Origin of the sequence: Actinomadura sp. SCN-SB, assembly GCF_043906805.1 — a bacterium.
GTDB lineage: Bacteria > Actinomycetota > Actinomycetes > Streptosporangiales > Streptosporangiaceae > Spirillospora.
The window spans coordinates 25,975-42,873 of the sequence record NZ_JBIMPP010000054.1 but is presented as its reverse complement, the minus strand read 5'-3'; the positions used below and the strand labels follow the sequence as shown (position 1 = coordinate 42,873).

The following is a 16,899-nucleotide window of genomic DNA, read 5'->3' as shown; positions in this document are numbered from 1 at the left end:
CGGGTAAACGGGCTGCCCGGCCAGGTAGTTGTTGATGAGCTCGTCCAGGGTGCGGGTGTAGGCGCTGAGGTAGACCGGTGCCTCCCGCCACTGCTCCCGCCACCCCGGCGCCCAGGCGACGGCCAGGCCGGACGGTGGTTCGAGGCCGGGGACGACGCGCTGCGCCGGCTCCTTCTGCCCGGTGAGCGCGGACCGCCGTGCGGCCTTCTCCCAGGGCGGATCGACCAGAAGCTCGGGAAGGGAGTCCATGGTCGGGAACCCTAGGACACGGGCCCGACACGGCGGCTCAGATCCGCCTGAGCCGGAATCGCTGGACGCTGTGGTCGCGGGCCTTGTGCAGGACGAGGGTGGCGCGGGCCCTGGTCGGCAGGATGTTCGACACCAGGTTGATCTCGTTGACGTCCCGCCAGACCCGCTGCGCGAACGCGGCCGTCTCGTCCTCGTCCAGCTCGTGCGCGTACTTGTGGAAGTACGACCGGGGATCGGTGAACGCGGTGCGGCGCAGGGCGAACAGCCGGTCGATGTACCACTGCCGGATGTCCTCGACCCGCGCGTCCACATAGATCGAGAAGTCGAAGAAGTCCGACACGCCGAGCTGTCCGGGCGGCGGCGCCTGGAGGACGTTGAGGCCCTCCACGATCAGGATGTCGGGACGCCGCACCACCTGCGACGCGCCCGGGACGATGTCGTACTCCAGGTGCGAGTAGACCGGGATCTCTTGCTCGGGCGCCCCCGCCTTGATCGACGAGACGAACCGCACCAGCGCCCGCCGGTCGTAGGACTCGGGGAAGCCCTTCCTGTCCATGATCCCGCGCTCGGTGAGGATCCGGTTGGGGTACAGGAAGCTGTCGGTGGTGACGAGCTCCACGGTGGGGTGCTCGGGCCAGCGCGCCAGCAGGGTCCGCAGCAGCCGGGACGTGGTGGACTTGCCGACCGCGACGCTGCCCGCCACGCCGATGATGAACGGGGTGGGCTCCACCCGTTCGCCCAGGAACGTCCCGACGGTGTCCCGCAGGCCGCCCTCGGCCAGGAAGAACAGGTTGAGCAGCCGGGACAGCGGCAGGTAGACCTCCTCGACCTCGGTGATGTCGATGGGGTCGCGGAGGCCGCGCAGCGCGTCCAGCTCGCCCGGCGTCAGCGGCAGCGGGGTGTTCTCCCGGAGCGCGCGCCAGGCGTCGCGGGAGAGTTCCACATAGGGGCTGGGAACGCTGTGAGGACCAGACACGCTGTTCCATCCGCTCGTCATGGTTGAACAGTAATCACCGGTCTCACGCGTATACCGGCGCTTCCGCGGTCGTTCACGCTATAGCCACGCCTCTACGGTGGATGAAGGTGGGGCCCGGGAAGGCGACCGCATAGGCTTGCCCCCATGTGCGGAATCGTTGGGTACGTCGGCGCCAAGCCGGCACTGGACGTCGTGGTCGAAGGACTGGCGCGGCTGGAGTACCGCGGCTACGACTCGGCCGGGGTGGCCGTCCTGGCCGACGGGAGGCTGACCACGGCCAAGCGTGCGGGGAAGCTGGTTAACCTGCGCAACGCGCTCGAAGAGGAGCCGCCGCCCGCCGGCACCACCGGGATGGGGCACACCCGCTGGGCCACGCACGGCCCGCCGAACGACCGCAACGCGCACCCGCACACCGACTGCACGGGGACGGTCGCGGTCATCCACAACGGGATCATCGAGAACTTCGCCAGGCTGCGGGCCGAGCTGGAGGAGGCCGGTCACAAGCTGCGCTCCGACACCGACACCGAGGCCGTCGCGCACCTGCTGGAGGACGAGCTGAAGCGGGGCGGCGGGCTTCCCGACGCCATGCGGCGCGTGTGCCGGCGGCTGGAGGGGGCCTTCACCCTGGTGGCCGTCCACACCGGCGACACCGACCTGGTGGTGGGCGCCCGCCGCAACTCACCGCTGGTGGTCGGCCTGGGGAAGGGCGAGAACTTCCTGGCCAGCGACGTGGCCGCGTTCATCGCCCACACCCGCGACGCGATCGAGCTGGGCCAGGACCAGGTGGTGGAGCTGCGCCCCGACAGGGTGGTGGTCACCGACTTCGCCGGGCGTCCCGCCGAGGTGAAGGAGTACCACGTCGACTGGGACGTGTCGGCCGCGGAGAAGGGCGGCTACGACTACTTCATGCTCAAGGAGATCGCCGAGCAGCCGCGGGCGGTCGCCGACACCCTGCTCGGCCGGATCGGCACCGACGGCCGGCTGATCCTGGACGAGATGCGGATGCCCGACCAGGAGCTCCGCGAGGTCGACAAGGTCATCATCGTGGCCTGCGGCACCGCCAACCACGCCGGGCTGATCGCCAAGTACGCCATCGAGCACTGGGCCGGGCTGCCCTGCGAGGTGGAGCTGGCGCACGAGTTCCGCTACCGCGACCCGATCCTGAACCGTTCCACGCTGGTCATCGCGATCTCCCAGTCGGGGGAGACGATGGACACGCTGATGGCGGTCCGGCACGCCCGCGAGCAGCACGCCAAGGTGCTGGGCATCTGCAACGTCAACGGCTCCACGCTGCCGCGCGAGTGCGACGGCGTCCTGTACACCCACGCGGGCCCGGAGATCGCCGTCGCGTCCACCAAGGCGTTCCTCACCCAGCTCGTGGCGGTGTACCTGATCGCGCTGTACCTGGCGCAGGTGCGCGGCACCAAGTGGGGCGACGAGGTGTTCGCCATGATCCAGCTCCTGGCGCAGATGCCGGAGAAGGTGGACAAGGTCCTGGAGACCATGGAGCCCGTCCGGGAGCTGGCCCGGTCGCTGGCGGGCGAGCGCTGCGTGCTGTTCCTGGGACGGCACGTGGGCTTCCCCGTGGCCCTTGAGGGCGCGCTGAAGCTCAAGGAGCTGGCGTACATGCACGCCGAGGGCTTTGCGGCGGGTGAGCTGAAGCACGGCCCGATCGCGCTGATCGAGGAGGGCCTGCCGGTCGTGGTGGTGGTCCCGCCGCGCGCGCGGGACGTGCTGCACGACAAGATCGTGTCCAACATCCAGGAGATCCGGGCCCGTGGCGCCCGCACCATCGTGATCGCCGAGGAGGGCGACACCTCGGTCGAGCCGTACGCCGACACGCTGATCGCCGTCCCGGCCGTGCCGACGCTGCTCCAGCCTCTGGTGACCACGGTGCCGCTCCAGGTGTTCGCCTGCGAGCTGGCCACCGCCAAGGGCCACGACGTCGACCAGCCGCGCAACCTGGCCAAGTCCGTCACGGTCGAGTAGCGGGGTCCGCGGATCGCCCTGACGGCCGTGCGGGTCAGGCGTCGCGTACGGGCATGTCCGTGGGCAGGTCCAGGTTGCCCGCTTTGAGCCGGTGCAGCAGGGCGCGCCACGCGCCGGGTTCCAGCGCCAGGGCTCCGGTGGCGGGCAGCGTCCCGTCCCTGATCGCGATCAAGGGTCCGGTGGGAGCCTCCGCCCGGGCGACCTCCACGCAGCCGTTGTTGGACTGGCAGCGTCTGCTCCGCCGCCAGCCGTGCCCGCTCGTCCCGTCGGTGAGCATCCGATCTCCTCGCCGTGGCCCGGCGCGCCATGGCCGGTACACCGTGACCACCGTGCCGGCCACCGTGGTGGCCACCCTGCGGCCACCACGGTGTGGCCGATGCCAAATGCCTCCAACCGCCATTAAAGGTCACGAGTCGGCTGACCTGCCCGCCACCGCATACTGGCGCGCCATGCCGGGGTGGGTGGCCGGCCGGACACCACGGCCCCCGGACATGACGAAGGCCCGGGCGGACGTTCCGGCCCGGGCCCAGCGTGTCCTCAGGAGGACGGTTCGAGATCTCCTCGCTTGATCCGGTCGGTGAACGAGCGCCATTCCCCGGCGGAGAACAGCAGGACCGGGCTTGCGTCGCCGTACGTGGCGTCACGGGCGGCGATCGCCCGTGACGGGGCAAGTGCGGCGATTTCGACGCAGGAGCCGTTGGCGGCGCAACGGCTGCTCTTGCGCCAGGAGATCGGGTCGGTTTCAGCGGAGGCCACGCGACATCCTTTAGTTCAGTGGCTGCGATTCGATACTTGTTCCTGCCATGCGTTGAGAATCTCCGCGATGAAGTCTCGGGACTCGGCGGCACCCAGCGCCGCCTCGGCCAATGTGTCGTGGGCGAGACGGAAGAGATGGGTGGTCATCTCGTCCTCGAAATGGCTTACCGCCAGACTCTCGGTATGCACGATATCGGGGAACGTCACGTCATGGGAAGCGGCGAACTCAAGCAGCGTGAAAGAGCCCTCCATGAGTGGGTGTGGCGCATTCATTGGGAATACCTGGAGCCGTACATTGGGCAACTGCATAATGGTGGTCAAATGCCGCATCTGATCCAGCATGACCGAATTATCCCCGACCAGTCGCCAGAGCGCTGATTCGTCGATGATGACCCACAATTCCGCCGGATCGGGGACGCGGTGCAGGATCCCCTGGCGCCGCATCCGCACCTCGACCCGCCGGTCGATCTCGCGCGGCGGGGTCGCCGCGATGGTGTTGTAGCCGGACACGACCGTACGGGCGTACGCCTCGGTCTGCAGCAGCCCCGGGATGATGTGCGTCTCCCACTGCCGGATCAGGCTCGCCTCGTCCTCCATGGCGATGTAGTCCGGGTAGCCGCCGATGAGGTCGCGATACTCCTCCCACCAGCCGCGTTCGGCCGCGTCCCGGGCCAGCGCGATGATCTCCTCCCGGCGCGGGCCGTCCACCTCGTACAGGTCGAGCAGCAGCCGCACATCGGCGATCTTGGCGCCGGTGCGGGCGTTCTCGATCCGGCTCACCTTGGCGGTCGACCAGGTGAGGCGGTCGGCGACCTCGTCACCGGTCAGCCCGTTCTGCTCGCGCATCCGGCGCAGTTCGGCGGCGAGCCGGCGCTGCCGGACGGAGGGACGGGGGGATGCGCTCATCGCTGCGGCCTCTCCACCCCTGCCGAGCCCTTCCCGCGCGGCTCGCGCCTTTGCGACGCCGCGGCGGGGTAAGGCTCTCCGATGGGGATTCTTCAAAACTGTGGGGTACGGGATCGCCCGTGTAGAGGAAACCGTAACTTGCACGGCAACCTGCGCGCGCGGGTATTCGATCGCAACGCCACTGTATTCCGAGCGGCGGTGATCGGGTGGTCGCGCCAGGTCAGGCGCGGCACGGCGGATTGGTCAGCGGGTGCGCGGGGACGGAGGGCACCGCCGTGGGATTCTGGACGGGTGATCGTGGGTGTGGGCATCGACGTCGTGGACATCGCCAGGTTCGAGCGTGCGCTGGAGCGCACCCCGGGGCTGCGGGGACGTCTGTTCACCGAGGTGGAGCGCGACCTGGCCGGGCGCTCGCTGGCGGCCAGGTTCGCCGCCAAGGAGGCGCTGGCCAAGGCGCTGGGCGCGCCGCGGGGGCTGCTGTGGACCGACGCCGAGATCGGACGGGCCGGTGACGGCCGTCCGACGCTGAGCGTCACCGGCACGGTCGCCGCCGCGGCCGCCGAACGCGGCGTCACCCGCTGGCACGTCTCGCTCAGCCATGACGGCGGCATCGCCACCGCCATCGTGGTCGCCGAGACGGGATGACCGGGATGACCTGGGCAGACTCGAAAGTGGACTGACTTGGGGACGGAGGGCGGATGAGGTACGCGCACGAGGTCGGCAAGGTTCGGGCGGCCGAGCGGGCGCTGATGGCCCGGCTGCCGGAGGGCGCCCTGATGCAGCGGGCCGCCGCCGGGCTCGCGGCCGTCTGCGCCGGGCTGCTGGACCGGGTGTACGGCGCGCGCGTCGTGCTCCTTGTGGGCAGCGGCGACAACGGCGGCGACACCCTGTACGCGGGCGCGCGCCTGGCACGCCGCGGGGCACGGGTCCACGCGGTGGCGGCCGGTTCGAAGATCCACCCGGAGGGGCTGGCCGCGCTGAAGGCCGCCGGTGGCCGCGCGGTGCCGCCCGAGTCCGAGGCGGCCGAGCTGATCGCGGACGCCGACCTGGTCATCGACGGGCTGACCGGGATCGGCGGGTCGGGGTCCCTGCGCGAGCCGCACGCCACGCTGGCCGGGCTCGCCTCCGCGTCCACCGCGACCGTCGTGGCGTGCGACGTGCCGAGCGGCGTCGACGCCGGCACGGGACGGGTGGACGGCGCGGCCGTGCGCGCCGACGTCACCGTCACCTTCGGCACCCACAAGCCCGGCCTGCTGATCGACCCGGGCGCGGCGTACTGCGGCGTGGTGAAGCTGGTCGACATCGGCCTGGGACCCGACCTGAGCGACCCGGACGTGGTCGCCGCCTGGCCCGAGGACGTCCAGCCTCCCGAGCCGCGTGCCGAGTCGGACAAGTACCGGCGCGGCGTCGTGGGCATCCTGGCGGGCGGCGAGGGCCTCACGGGCGCCGCCGTCCTGTGCACGGGCGGCGCCGTGCACGGGGGCGCGGGCATGGTGCGGTTCGCGTCCGTCCCGCACGCGGTGGAGCTGGTGCGGCACCGCTGGCCGGAGGCCGTGACCACGGTGATCGAGCCCAAGCCGGACGCGCTGGAGAAGATCGGGCGGGTGCAGGCGTGGGTGGTGGGCCCCGGCCTGGGGACGGGCGAGGGGGCCGAGTCGCTGGTCGAGGCCGTGCTCGCCACGGACCTGCCCGTCCTGGTGGACGCCGACGGGCTGACCATCGTGGCCCGCCGCCGTGAGCTGCTGCGCCGCCCGTCCCCGACCGTGCTGACCCCGCACGCGGGCGAGCTGTCCCGGCTGATCGACGCGGACCGGGAGGCCATCGAGGCGCGGCGGCTGGAGCACGTGCGCCGCGCCGCGTCGGAGTTGCCCGCCACCGTGCTCCTCAAGGGCTCGACGACGCTGGTGGCCGAGGTGGACCGCCCGGTCCGGGTGAACCCGACCGGCACGCCGTGGCTGGCCACCGCGGGGACGGGCGACGTCCTGTCCGGCCTGATCGGGGCGCTGCTGGCGGGCGGGATGCCGCCGCTGGACGCCGCCGCCGCCGGGGCGTACCTGCACGGGCTCGCCGGGCGCATCGCCACCGCCGGACCGCCCGCGGCGGCCGGTCCGTCAGCGCCGTTCATGCCGTCCCCGCCGTTCACGGGCAGGGGGGTGGACGGGCGTGCCGGTGAGGCGCCGATCAGCGCGTACGACGTCATCGAGGCGCTGCCCGCCGCCTTCCGCGCGATCTGGTGACGGAGGGTGAAGAGAGCCTGGCGAACCCCATAACGGACGCTTGCGTCCAAAGGGGAAAGAAATCCCGTGGGATCGGCCGTGCCGCGCGTGACCAGGCGCGATCACGGCACGGAGGCGGCACACTTGGTGACCATGAGCAGTCCTGCGGAGGCACGCGTCGACCTGGGCGCGATCGGCGAGAACGTCGCGCTGCTGCGTGACCGGGCCGCCGGTGCCGAGGTCATGGCCATGGTGAAGGCCGAAGGGTACGGGCACGGGCTGGTGCCCGCCGCCCGCGCCGCGCTGGCGGGAGGCGCCACCTGGCTGGGGGTCGCCAAGCTCGCCGAAGGGCTGGAACTCCACGAGGCCGGGCTCGCCGGGCGCGGGCCCGGCGGCGTGCGGACGCTGGTCTGCCTCGGCGTGCCGGGGGAGCCCTACGACAAGGGCGTCCAAGCCGGGCTCGACCTGGCCGCGGGCGCGCCGTGGCTGGTCAAGGAGATCGCGGAGGCCGCGCGCCGAGCGGGCGTTCCCGCGCGGATCCACCTCAAGGCCGACACGGGGATGTCACGGGGTGGCGCCACCGGCGAGGACTGGCCCGCCCTGGTGGACGCGGCGCTGGCGGCCGAGGCCGAGGGCCTGCTGCGGGTCGTGGGCCTGATGTCGCACTTCGCCTGCGCCGACGAGCCGGGCCATCCGTCCATCGGGCGCCAGCTCTCGGCGTTCCAGGAGATGGTGGAGCACGCCGAGAAGGCCGGGATCCGTCCCGAGGTGCGGCACCTGTCCAACTCCGCCGCCACGCTGACGATCCCCGAGGCGCGGTTCGACCTGGTGCGTCCGGGGATCGCCGTGTACGGGCTGACCCCGGTGCCGCGCGAGGGCACGTTCGGGCTCCGTCCCGCCATGACGCTGGTCGCGGGCGCGGCGCTGCTCAAGCGCGTCCCTGAGGGCAGCGGCGTCTCCTACGGCCATACCTACGTCACCGGCCGTGGGACCAACCTGGCGCTCGTCCCGGCGGGCTACGGCGACGGCATCCCCCGGCACGGGTCGAACGTGCTGGAGGTGCTGGCCGCCGGGCGGCGGCGCCGGATCGCCGGACGGGTCTGCATGGACCAGTTCGTGATCGACCTCGGCGACGACACGCTGGCCGCCGGGGACGAGATCGTCCTGTTCGGGACGGGCGAGCGCGGCGAGCCGACCGCTCAGGAGTGGGCGGACGCGCTGGGAACGATCTCGTATGAGATCGTCACGCGCATCGGGTCACGGGTGCCCCGGGTGTACACGGAGGATCCCGGGCACAGGGGCGCGAAGCCCGGGAACGAGGAGCCCGGGAGCGTGGAGACAGGGAGCGTGGATGGTTAGCAAGCGCGGGCGCAGGATCGGCATCGCCGGGGCGGTCGCGGGCATCGGCGCGGCCGGGATCGGCGCCGCCGTGGGGCTCCGCCGGCTGGCGGTGGGCCGGGTCAGGCTGCGTCCCGACCCGGACGCCGACGAGCCGTTCGGCCAACTGCGCGGGAACGCGCTCACCGTGCTGGCCGACGACGGGGTCCCGCTGCACGTGGAGATCGACGAGCCGGAGGACGCGCCCCTCGCCGCTCTGGGGACGAAGCCCGGCGGGTCCGGGGGTCCGCCTCCGGGGGACCGGCTGACGATCGTGTTCAGCCACGGCTACGCGCTCAACCAGGACACCTGGCACTTCCAGCGCCGCGACCTGCGGTACTCGCTCGACAGCACGGTGCCGGGCGGCGGGGACGGCGCGCGCGGCAGGCGGCAGGCCGGTCGCGGGCGGCCCAGGCTGGTGTTCTGGGACCAGCGCAGCCACGGCCGTTCCGGGCGCAGCAAGCCCACCCACGCCACGATCGAGCAGACCGGCGAGGACCTGTACGCGGTGCTGCGCGCCACCGTCCGTCCCGGCGGCGAGGTCGTGCTGGTGGGCCACTCGATGGGCGGCATGTCGATCATGGCGCTGGCCGACCGGCATCCCGAGGTGTTCGAGGCGGGGCGCGACGGCCCCCGCGTCGTGGGCGTCGCGCTGGTCAACACCTCGTGCGGCAACCTGACCGAGATGACGCTGGGCCTGCCGATGGTGCTGGCCAAGGTGCTGCGGCCGCTGGCGCCGGGCACGCTGCGCGGCCTGGGCCGCCGCGCCGACCTGGTGGACCGCGCCCGCGCGCTGGGCGCCGACCTGGCCTTCATCGTCACCCGCCGGATGGCCTTCGCGGACCGGCGGGTGAGCCCGACCGTGGTGGACTTCCTGGAGCAGATGATCAGGGCCACCCCGATCGACGTGATCGCCGAGTTCTATCCGGCGCTGATCGCCCACGACAAGCTGGACGCGCTGGAGACCCTGGGCCGGGTGCCCGTGCTGGTGGTGTCCGGCGGCGAGGACCGGCTGACCCCGCCCGAGCACGGCCGCAACATCGCCGAGGCCCTGCCGGACGCCGAGTACGTCGAGGTCGGCGACGCCGGTCACGTGCTCCCGCTGGAGTACCCGGGCGTGGTGACCGGCGGCCTGCGGCGGCTGGTCGACCGGATCCGCGCGGGACGCGAGGAACGTTCCGCCTGACCCTCGATTCGCGCTCGGGGCCCGGATCGCGTGTACTTGGAAGCGCGCGGCCGATCGGTGATTTCGCCTATGCCGCCGCGGTAAGGGAGCGGCAGGGACGGTTCCGGAGACGAAAGGCGTTTCCGGGTGACACCGTTGGACCGCAACAAAGTTCCACAAGCCCAAGGAAGCTGGAGGAAAGGGAAGAAATGCTCGTCCTGATGCGGCCGTGCGGCACCGGGAACTCGCATGGCGCGGGGGATGCCGCGCTCGGCGTGCGCGCCGCGTTCCGGCGGAACGGCGGCCATGGACGGGCGGCCGGGAAATGAGCGTGGAGATCCACCTCGAAGTGCCCACGGCGGCCGGCATGCGGTCGCTCGGCGCCCGGCTCGGGGCCCTGCTGCGAGCCGGGGACCTTCTGGTGCTCACCGGCGACCTGGGGGCAGGTAAGACCACGCTTACGCAGGGTATCGCCGAGGGGCTGAAGGTGCGCGGGCCGATCACCTCGCCCACCTTCGTCATCGCGCGGGTGCATCCCCCGCTGGCGGACGGGCCCGCGCTGGTCCACGCGGACGCCTACCGGCTGGGCGGTTTCGCCGAACTCGACGACCTCGATCTCGACGCCACCGCCGAGGATTCGGTGACGGTCGTGGAATGGGGCCGCGGGCTGGCGGAAGGGCTCGCGGACGATCGGCTGGAAGTGATCATTGAGCGCGGCGACGGCGCTTCGGAGACCCGCCGACTAAAGATCATCGGGGTCGGTGAGCGCTGGTCCGGACTGCCCGCCGAGCTCGCTTGACACCCCGCGACTCACCCGACACGAGAATCTTTCGTGTTTTTACCCTAAGCCCGGGGGATCTCACTTTACGGCGGGATGACATACTCTTTGCCGAACGAACCTCACCTTCAAGGCATATCAGCTTTCCCTCGGAGGGTTCCGGTGAGTGGTAACCATCGCGGCGGAGGTCAGCGGACGGACGGCCCCGGCTGGGAGGCCGACCGGAACCGGCGGAGCGGCGGTTACCCTGCGGAAAGCGGCGACTACGGATACGGACCTTCCGGTGGGAACGAGTACGACCCGAGAAGCGGCGAGTACCGCACGGTGAGAGGCGGCTACCTCCCCAGCGACTACGGCGCGCCCGACCGTGACCAGGACCCCACCCGCACGGGCGGCGGCTACGGCTCCGGTGGCTACAGGACGGGCGGATACGGCTCGGGCGGCTACCCGGCCGGATCCGGCGGCTACAGCTCGGGTGGATACGGCTCGGGCGAGTACAGCACGGGCAGCGGCGCGTACAGAAGCCGGGAGAGCGGTGGCTACGGCGTGAGCGGCAGCGGCGCGTACGGTTCGCGCGGCGACACGTACCGTCCACAGGGCGGCGGCAGCGGGGACTACGGGCTTCGCGGCGCCGAGTACGGCTCCACCAGCGGCGACTACCGGCGGAGCCAGCCTCCGCCCCGCAGGTCGCCCGGCAGCGGCGGGTACCGGTCGGGCACGGGAAGCCACCGCATCGTGCGCGAACGCAGGTCCGGGCGCAAGAGGCTCCCGTTCATCCTGGCGGGTGTCGTGGGGGCCGTCGGCGCCAGCGTGCTGGCCGCCTTCGTCCTCCTCGGCGGGGTCGGCTCGGGCGGCGACGACGCCGGGCAGGTGGGAACCGCCACCGCCGGGAGCTCCCCGACCTCCAAGGGCGAGCGCTCCATCGTTCCCGACGCCTGCGAACTGCTGAACAAGCAGGTGGCCGACAAGCTGGCGCCCAAGGCCGACCGCACCCGCGCCGACAACTACCAGAGCAGCGACCGGCGGAACCAGTGCGTCTGGGGCGCCTACACCGGCGACAACAAACGGCAGCTGACCGTCGAGCTGCGCGCCATCGAAGGGGCGCCGAACCAGACCCCCACCGATGTCGCGCGCGGCGTCTTCGACAACGAGCGCAAGGCCGACGAGTCCGGCAAGTCCCTGCTCGCCGGGCAGGAGCTGACCGAGAAGGCGCCGATACAGGGCGTCGGCGACGAGGGCTACGTCGTCTACAGCGTGGACGAGTCCCAGGGCTCGGGCGAGGCCATCGCCAACATCCGCGTGGTCAACGTCCTGGTCACCATCCACTACTCGGGCGGCAACGGCGGCAAGCCCCTCAAGGCCGACAGCGCGATGGGCGGCGCCACCGAGGCCGCCAAGAGCGTCGTGGGAGCCCTCGGCTCGCGCTGAGGCCGGAGCCCCGCGCGTCCCGCGACGCGGACCGGTCACGCGGCGCCTACAGTACGCTTTCCATCCGTGCTGGTCTTGGCTTTCGACACCGCGACGGCCGCGGTCACCGTCGCCTTGTACGAGTGGTCGCCGGGTGAGGGCGTGCGGCCCCGCGGCTCGGCGGACGGTGTCGACCGCCGCAGGCACGCGGAACTGCTCACCCCCGCCATCGCCGACGTGATGGCGGAGGCCGGGGCCACCCCCGCCGATCTCAGCGCGATCGCCGTGGGCGTGGGCCCGGGCCCGTACACCGGGCTGCGGGTGGGGCTGGTCACCGCGCGGGCCATGGGCGAGACGCTGCGCGTACCGGTGCACGGCGTCTGCACGCTGGACATCATCGCCTGGGCCTCGAAACGCACCACCCCCTTCGCCGTCGCCACCGACGCCCGGCGCAAGGAGGTCTACTGGGCCCGGTACGCCTCGTTCAAGGAACGGGTCACCGAGCCCGCCGTGGGCCGTCCCGCCGACGTGCCGGACGGGCTGCCGGTGATCGGCGAGGGGGCGGCGATCTACGCCGACGTGCTGGCCGCCTCCGGAGCCTCGCCGGAGCCGCTGCTGCCCACGGCCGGGGCGCTGGCCGAGCTGACCGTGTCGCGGCTCTCCGGCGCCCCCGGGCCGGAACTGCTCCCGCCCGACCCGCTCTACCTGCGCCGCCCCGACGCCAGGGAGCCGGGGCCGCGCAAGAAGGTGACCCCGGCGTGAGCGGCACGGGCCTGAGACTGCGCAGGATGGAGACCGCCGACGTGCCCGCGGTGCTGCGGCTGGAACGGACCCTGTTCCCCGATGACGCCTGGTCGGAGGACATGCTGCTCGCCGAGCTGGCCGACCAGCCCCACACCCGTCACTACGTGGTGGCCGAGGCGCCCGGCGGCGACCTCATCGGCTACGCGGGGCTCGCCGCCGCGGGCGATCAGGCCGATGTGCAGACGATCGCCGTCAAGCCCCAGCGGCAGGGCGGCGGCGTCGGCACCGCCCTGCTCACCGAACTGCTGGACGAGGCGCGGCGGCGCGGCGGCAGGGAGGTGTTCCTGGAGGTACGGGCCGACAACCACCGGGCGCGGAGGCTGTACGAGCACTTCGGGTTCGAGCGGATCGGCGTCCGCAAGGGCTACTACCAGCCGTCCGGAGTCGACGCGATCGTGATGCGCCGCCGGCTGGACATGACCGCCGCGCCCCGCCCCACCGGTTCCGCGCGGGAGGACCAGACACCGTGATCCGAGACTCCGAGCCCCTCGTGCTCGGCATCGAGACCTCCTGCGACGAGACCGGCGTGGGCATCGTCCGCGGCCACACCCTGCTGGCCGACGCCGTCGCCTCCAGCGTGGAGGAACACGCCCGGTTCGGCGGCGTCGTCCCGGAAGTGGCGTCACGGGCGCACCTGGAGGCCATGGGACCGACCATCGAACGCGCCCTGGCGGACGCGGGCGTCGCCTTCGACGACCTCGACGCGTTCGCGGTCACCGCCGGCCCCGGACTGCCCGGGGCGCTCATGGTCGGCGTGGCCGCCGCGAAGGCGTACGCGCTGTCCCTCGGCAAGCCCCTGTACGGAGTCAACCACCTGGCCGCCCATGTGGCCGTCGACCAGCTCGAACACGGCGCGCTGCCCAAGCCGTGCGTGGCCCTGCTGGTCTCGGGAGGGCACTCCTCGCTGCTCCTCGTCCCCGACATCGCCGGTGAGGTGCACTCGCTCGGCGCCACCGTGGACGACGCGGCCGGAGAGGCGTTCGACAAGGTCGCCCGCGTCCTCGACCTCGGCTTCCCCGGCGGCCCCGTCATCGACCGGCGGGCCCGCGAAGGCGACCCGGCCGCGATCCCCTTCCCCCGCGGCAAGTACGACGACGGCACCTACGACTTCTCGTTCTCCGGCCTGAAGACCGCGGTGGCCCGATGGGTCGAAGCCAGGGAACGCGCCGGCGAACCGGTGCCCGTGGCCGACGTCGCCGCCTCGTTCCAGGAGGCCGTCGTCGACGTCCTCACCCACAAAGCGCTCAAGGTCTGCCGCGACAACGGGGTGAAGGACCTCCTCATCGGCGGCGGCGTCGCCGCCAACTCCCGCCTGCGCGCACTCGCCCAGGAACGCTGCGACGCGGCGGGCATCCGGCTACGCGCACCCCGCCCCAAACTGTGCACCGACAACGGCGCCATGGTCGCAGCCATGGGCGCCGAACTGATCTCCACCGGCCGCCCCCCGTCCCCACTAGACCTGCCGGCGGACAGCAGTCTGGCTTTTTAGCAAGCACGAGCTGCGCTCCTCGCCTGGGGGCTCGTCGCTTGTCGTGCTTGCGTGCGATCGCCGCATCGCTTCGACTCGCCTTGGCGGCTCGCTTCGCGATCAGGGTCTCGCTTCGCTCGCCCCTGGCTTCGCTCGCGATCGCAGCGCTTGGGCGCCGTTCGGGGTTGGGGGTCTCGGCTGGGGTGGTTGGGGCTAGGTGTATTGCGAGAGGACGGCGGCCAGGTAGTTCTCTACCAGGGGGATGGTGGCCTCGCCTATGTGGTGGGTGTCGTCCTCTGGGAGCAGATCGAGGACGGAGCGCAGGTCCCAGTACGGGTCGTGGGCGTAGCCGCCTGAGACCTGGTCGAAGGCGGACACGAACTGGTCGGCGGCGCGGGAGCCGTAGCGCAGGGCGAGGTGCAGCCGCATGTGGGCGATGTCGATGGCCAGCGGGCCGTACGAGGCGTCCGACCAGTCGACGATCCCGGTGAGCCTGCCGTAGGACCACAGGGTGTTGTCCGGGTTGTAGTCGCGGTGGATGAAGACCGAGGGCGCGTCGGGCGCGGGCCTGGACGCGATCTCGAAGGCGCGTTCCCACAGCGCGGGGCGTAGCGCGTGCCGGGGTGGGCGGCGCTGGTCGAGCCGGTTGTACGGCACATAGGGCGGCATGCTCGCCCCGCCTGCCCTGCCGTGCACCGACAGCAGCGCCGCGGCCAGTTGGATGAGGTATTCGGGCAGGTCGGCGGGCGCGGGACGGGGCGGATGCCCGCCCAGTTGGGTGATCAGCAGGGTGGGCGCGTCGCAGTAGGCCCCGGCCGGGTCGGCGGCGATCAGCGCCGGGGTGGGGACCTCGCAGCCCGTCAGCAGCGTCAGCGCGGCGATCTCGCGTTCCGGGGAGAACTCGGCGTCGGCGAAGCGCGGGTCGCCGCCCGCGCCGCCGCGGGAACGGGCGCCGGCGCGGGCCCAGCGGCGCAGCACCAGCCGGTGCGGGCTGCCCGACGGGCTCTCGACCAGCAGCGCGTGGTTGGCGTGCGCGGAGCCGCCCGCCAGTGGCCGCAGCAGCCGGACCTCCGCTCCCCGGCCCAGGCACTCCTCCACCCAGCGCAGCGTGGCGCGGCTGGGTTGCGAGCCGGTCGGAAGGCAGGGTGCCGATGGGTGCGTCACGAGATCCATGAAAACGGATGGGGCCGCGAATCGGGAGTGATTTTGCGAAGACGGAACGTAACAAAATGCACGTCATCGAGGTGCCTTGATGGCAATGCTTCGGACGGTTCCGTCGATTGCCGGACAAACCACAGGATGCGCGGGGCGGTTTCCCGCCGCCCCGCGCGCCCTCCTTTTGACCTTCTCAATCCTTGTCCTCGCGGCGGGTCCGCAGCAGGGCCTCGGCCAGCGCCAGCATCGTCTCCTCCAGCGTGCACAGGCGCTTCAGCATGTCCTCGTGGGCGGACGTCACCTGCCGGGTGACGTGGTCCTCCACCGACTCGGCCCGGCGGCCCACCTCGTGGTGGACGCGGTCCACGCGGCGCGCCACGGTCGCCTCGACCTCGTCCCTGTCGGGCCGGGTGCGCAGCTGTTCGAGCAGCGGGTCGACGGCGTCGGCCAGGTGCTTCTCCAGCGCGTCGAACCGGTCGCCGTGGTCGAAGGCGGGCCGCCTGACCAGCTCGTTCACCTTCGCTTGGAGTTCGCCGGTCCGGTCGTCGACGGCGGCCAGCCGCCCGTCCAGCCCGGCCAGCTTGCCCGACAGGCCCTCCAGGCGGCCGTCGAGACCGTCCAGCCTGCCGCCGACGCCCTCCACCCGGCCGTTGACCGCCTCCAGGCCCTGCTCCACCCGGTCGGCCATCTCGCCCAGCGCGTGGTCGACGCAGGTGGACACCGCGTTGATCGAATGGTCCAGCCGTTCGGCGCGGTGCCCCAGCTCGGCCAGCGACTTGTCGAGCCGGTTGAAGCGCACCGAGGCGGCCTCCATGCCGCCCTGGAGCCGGTCGAGCCGCTTGGTCATCTCCTCCATGCGCTGGGACGCCTGCCGGGTGGCCTCGGCGATCCGCTCCGCCGAGTCGATCGCGGTCTGGACGCGCGCCAGGGCCTCGTCCACGTTCTCGGCCATCACGCCGACGTCGGCCCACAGAGCGGGCAGCTCGGCGACCGGCTTGACCCGTTCGCCGACCGCCTCGATGTGCCGGGCCAGCCCCTCGGCCCAGCCGGGCGGCTTGCCCGACAGCTCCTCCACCTGGCCGCGGACGCCGTCGAGCTGCCCCGTCAGCCCGCCCAAGCCCCCCTCGCGCACCTCGCGCAGCGCCCACTCCACGCCTTCGAGGCGCCGGCGGATGTCGTCCAGCACCTGGCCGCTGCTGGACCGCTGCGAGTACACGTGGTCCTGAGCCGCACGGGCGAGCAACTCCCGCATCCGGTCGGAGACCGGCGGGCCTCCCGTCTGCAGGAAGTTGTGATTCGTTTCCACCCGATGCTCCTTCGTGCGCCGTCACGTTCGGAAATGGACGCGCGGTAATCAAATCCGAACCGCCAACTGTAGTGCGCGCGTGACACGCCCCCCACGCCGATCCAAGAACAGTCATCACGCCGCGGGAGGGAAAAGGGTGATCCGGACGGGCGGGATATCCGGTGGTTTCCGGCGAGACCGGCGGAAGGCGGTGGAAGACCGCGTCGCCAGCGGAGTTCGACAGGTCCGGCACGGCAAGATCATTTTATTGGAGGTCGGTGTCCACGCGACTTCGCGCCTTTCCGTTCGCATGCCGCGGGCGATCACGTAAAGAGTGCTGGATTTACCCGGACGAAGATCTCCGGTCT

At 72.0% G+C, this 16,899-nt stretch carries 16 protein-coding genes; 10 read left to right on the top strand and 6 right to left on the bottom strand.

Features of this window, described 5'->3' with window-relative positions; genetic code table 11:
- Positions 1–286: 286 nt before the first annotated feature.
- Positions 287–1,246: a type I pantothenate kinase gene (coaA, locus tag ACGWYJ_RS28420; protein ID WP_395109467.1), complete on the bottom strand. Its 960-nt coding sequence runs from the start codon at positions 1,244–1,246 to the stop codon at positions 287–289.
- A 123-nt stretch (positions 1,247–1,369) separates the two neighbouring features.
- Here coaA and glmS point away from each other — a divergent pair, with 123 nt between their 5' ends.
- Positions 1,370–3,214 carry a glutamine--fructose-6-phosphate transaminase (isomerizing) gene (gene glmS, locus ACGWYJ_RS28415; RefSeq protein ID WP_395109466.1) on the top strand — a complete coding sequence of 615 codons (1,845 nt, stop codon included), beginning with the start codon at positions 1,370–1,372 and terminating at the stop codon, positions 3,212–3,214.
- Between the two features lie 34 nt (positions 3,215–3,248).
- On the opposite strand, the gene ACGWYJ_RS28410 is transcribed toward glmS, so the two are convergent.
- The 3 genes from ACGWYJ_RS28410 to ACGWYJ_RS28400 form a co-directional block, all read right to left on the bottom strand.
- Positions 3,249–3,566 (bottom strand): DUF397 domain-containing protein, encoded by a 318-nt coding sequence (locus ACGWYJ_RS28410; RefSeq protein ID WP_395109465.1) that lies wholly within the window; start codon positions 3,564–3,566, stop codon positions 3,249–3,251.
- A gap of 185 nt (positions 3,567–3,751) precedes the next feature.
- Entirely contained in the window at positions 3,752–3,970 is a 219-nt protein-coding gene (locus ACGWYJ_RS28405; protein WP_395109464.1) for a DUF397 domain-containing protein, read from the bottom strand.
- Positions 3,971–3,985: 15 nt separating this feature from the next.
- A complete protein-coding gene (locus ACGWYJ_RS28400; protein ID WP_395109463.1) occupies positions 3,986–4,876 on the bottom strand; it encodes a helix-turn-helix domain-containing protein in 891 nt (296 codons plus the stop codon).
- A 291-nt stretch (positions 4,877–5,167) separates the two neighbouring features.
- On the opposite strand from ACGWYJ_RS28400, the gene ACGWYJ_RS28395 reads away from it, so the two are divergent.
- The 9 genes from ACGWYJ_RS28395 (at position 5,168) to tsaD (ending at position 14,112) form a co-directional block, all read left to right on the top strand.
- The gene (locus ACGWYJ_RS28395) at positions 5,168–5,521 is read left to right on the top strand and encodes a holo-ACP synthase (RefSeq protein WP_395109462.1); all 354 of its coding nucleotides are present in this window, start codon (positions 5,168–5,170) and stop codon (positions 5,519–5,521) included.
- Positions 5,522–5,574: 53 nt separating this feature from the next.
- Positions 5,575–7,113 carry an NAD(P)H-hydrate dehydratase gene (locus ACGWYJ_RS28390; protein WP_395109461.1) on the top strand — a complete coding sequence of 513 codons (1,539 nt, stop codon included), beginning with the start codon at positions 5,575–5,577 and terminating at the stop codon, positions 7,111–7,113.
- Between the two features lie 132 nt (positions 7,114–7,245).
- The gene (gene alr, locus ACGWYJ_RS28385; protein WP_395109460.1) at positions 7,246–8,451 is read left to right on the top strand and encodes an alanine racemase; all 1,206 of its coding nucleotides are present in this window, start codon (positions 7,246–7,248) and stop codon (positions 8,449–8,451) included.
- A complete protein-coding gene (locus ACGWYJ_RS28380; RefSeq protein WP_395109459.1) occupies positions 8,444–9,655 on the top strand; it encodes an alpha/beta fold hydrolase in 1,212 nt (403 codons plus the stop codon). The genes alr and ACGWYJ_RS28380 overlap by 8 nt, the downstream gene beginning before the upstream one ends.
- Positions 9,656–9,959: 304 nt before the next feature.
- The gene (gene tsaE, locus ACGWYJ_RS28375; protein WP_395109458.1) at positions 9,960–10,433 is read left to right on the top strand and encodes a tRNA (adenosine(37)-N6)-threonylcarbamoyltransferase complex ATPase subunit type 1 TsaE; all 474 of its coding nucleotides are present in this window, start codon (positions 9,960–9,962) and stop codon (positions 10,431–10,433) included.
- A 141-nt stretch (positions 10,434–10,574) separates the two neighbouring features.
- Positions 10,575–11,840: a hypothetical protein gene (locus ACGWYJ_RS28370; RefSeq protein ID WP_395109457.1), complete on the top strand. Its 1,266-nt coding sequence runs from the start codon at positions 10,575–10,577 to the stop codon at positions 11,838–11,840.
- 66 nt (positions 11,841–11,906) lie between these two features.
- Entirely contained in the window at positions 11,907–12,581 is a 675-nt protein-coding gene (gene tsaB, locus ACGWYJ_RS28365) for a tRNA (adenosine(37)-N6)-threonylcarbamoyltransferase complex dimerization subunit type 1 TsaB (protein WP_395109456.1), read from the top strand.
- Positions 12,578–13,093, top strand: a complete 516-nt coding sequence (gene rimI, locus ACGWYJ_RS28360) for a ribosomal protein S18-alanine N-acetyltransferase (protein ID WP_395109455.1) — start codon at positions 12,578–12,580, stop codon at positions 13,091–13,093. The genes tsaB and rimI overlap by 4 nt, the downstream gene beginning before the upstream one ends.
- Complete coding sequence (gene tsaD / locus ACGWYJ_RS28355; protein WP_395109454.1) at positions 13,090–14,112, top strand: tRNA (adenosine(37)-N6)-threonylcarbamoyltransferase complex transferase subunit TsaD; 1,023 nt, start codon at positions 13,090–13,092, stop codon at positions 14,110–14,112. The genes rimI and tsaD overlap by 4 nt, the downstream gene beginning before the upstream one ends.
- Positions 14,113–14,304: 192 nt before the next feature.
- Here the strand turns inward: tsaD and ACGWYJ_RS28350 are convergent, their stop codons facing one another.
- On the bottom strand, positions 14,305–15,264 hold the full coding sequence (locus ACGWYJ_RS28350; protein WP_395109453.1) for a phosphotransferase family protein: 960 nt from the start codon (positions 15,262–15,264) through the stop codon (positions 14,305–14,307).
- A gap of 175 nt (positions 15,265–15,439) precedes the next feature.
- Positions 15,440–16,552 (bottom strand): hypothetical protein, encoded by a 1,113-nt coding sequence (locus ACGWYJ_RS28345; protein ID WP_395109452.1) that lies wholly within the window; start codon positions 16,550–16,552, stop codon positions 15,440–15,442.
- Positions 16,553–16,899: the final 347 nt, after the last annotated feature.

What these genes read in the sequence shown, in the direction of transcription:
- coaA (WP_395109467.1), bottom strand. Translation starts at nt 1,246, where the DNA reads ATGACGAGCGGATGGAACAGCGTGTCTGGTCCTCACAGCGTTCCCAGC.
- glmS (WP_395109466.1), top strand. Translation starts at nt 1,370, where the DNA reads ATGTGCGGAATCGTTGGGTACGTCGGCGCCAAGCCGGCACTGGACGTC.
- ACGWYJ_RS28400 (WP_395109463.1), bottom strand. Translation starts at nt 4,876, where the DNA reads ATGAGCGCATCCCCCCGTCCCTCCGTCCGGCAGCGCCGGCTCGCCGCC.
- ACGWYJ_RS28390 (WP_395109461.1), top strand. Translation starts at nt 5,575, where the DNA reads ATGAGGTACGCGCACGAGGTCGGCAAGGTTCGGGCGGCCGAGCGGGCG.
- alr (WP_395109460.1), top strand. Translation starts at nt 7,246, where the DNA reads ATGAGCAGTCCTGCGGAGGCACGCGTCGACCTGGGCGCGATCGGCGAG.
- ACGWYJ_RS28380 (WP_395109459.1), top strand. Translation starts at nt 8,444, where the DNA reads ATGGTTAGCAAGCGCGGGCGCAGGATCGGCATCGCCGGGGCGGTCGCG.
- tsaE (WP_395109458.1), top strand. Translation starts at nt 9,960, where the DNA reads ATGAGCGTGGAGATCCACCTCGAAGTGCCCACGGCGGCCGGCATGCGG.
- ACGWYJ_RS28350 (WP_395109453.1), bottom strand. Translation starts at nt 15,264, where the DNA reads ATGGATCTCGTGACGCACCCATCGGCACCCTGCCTTCCGACCGGCTCG.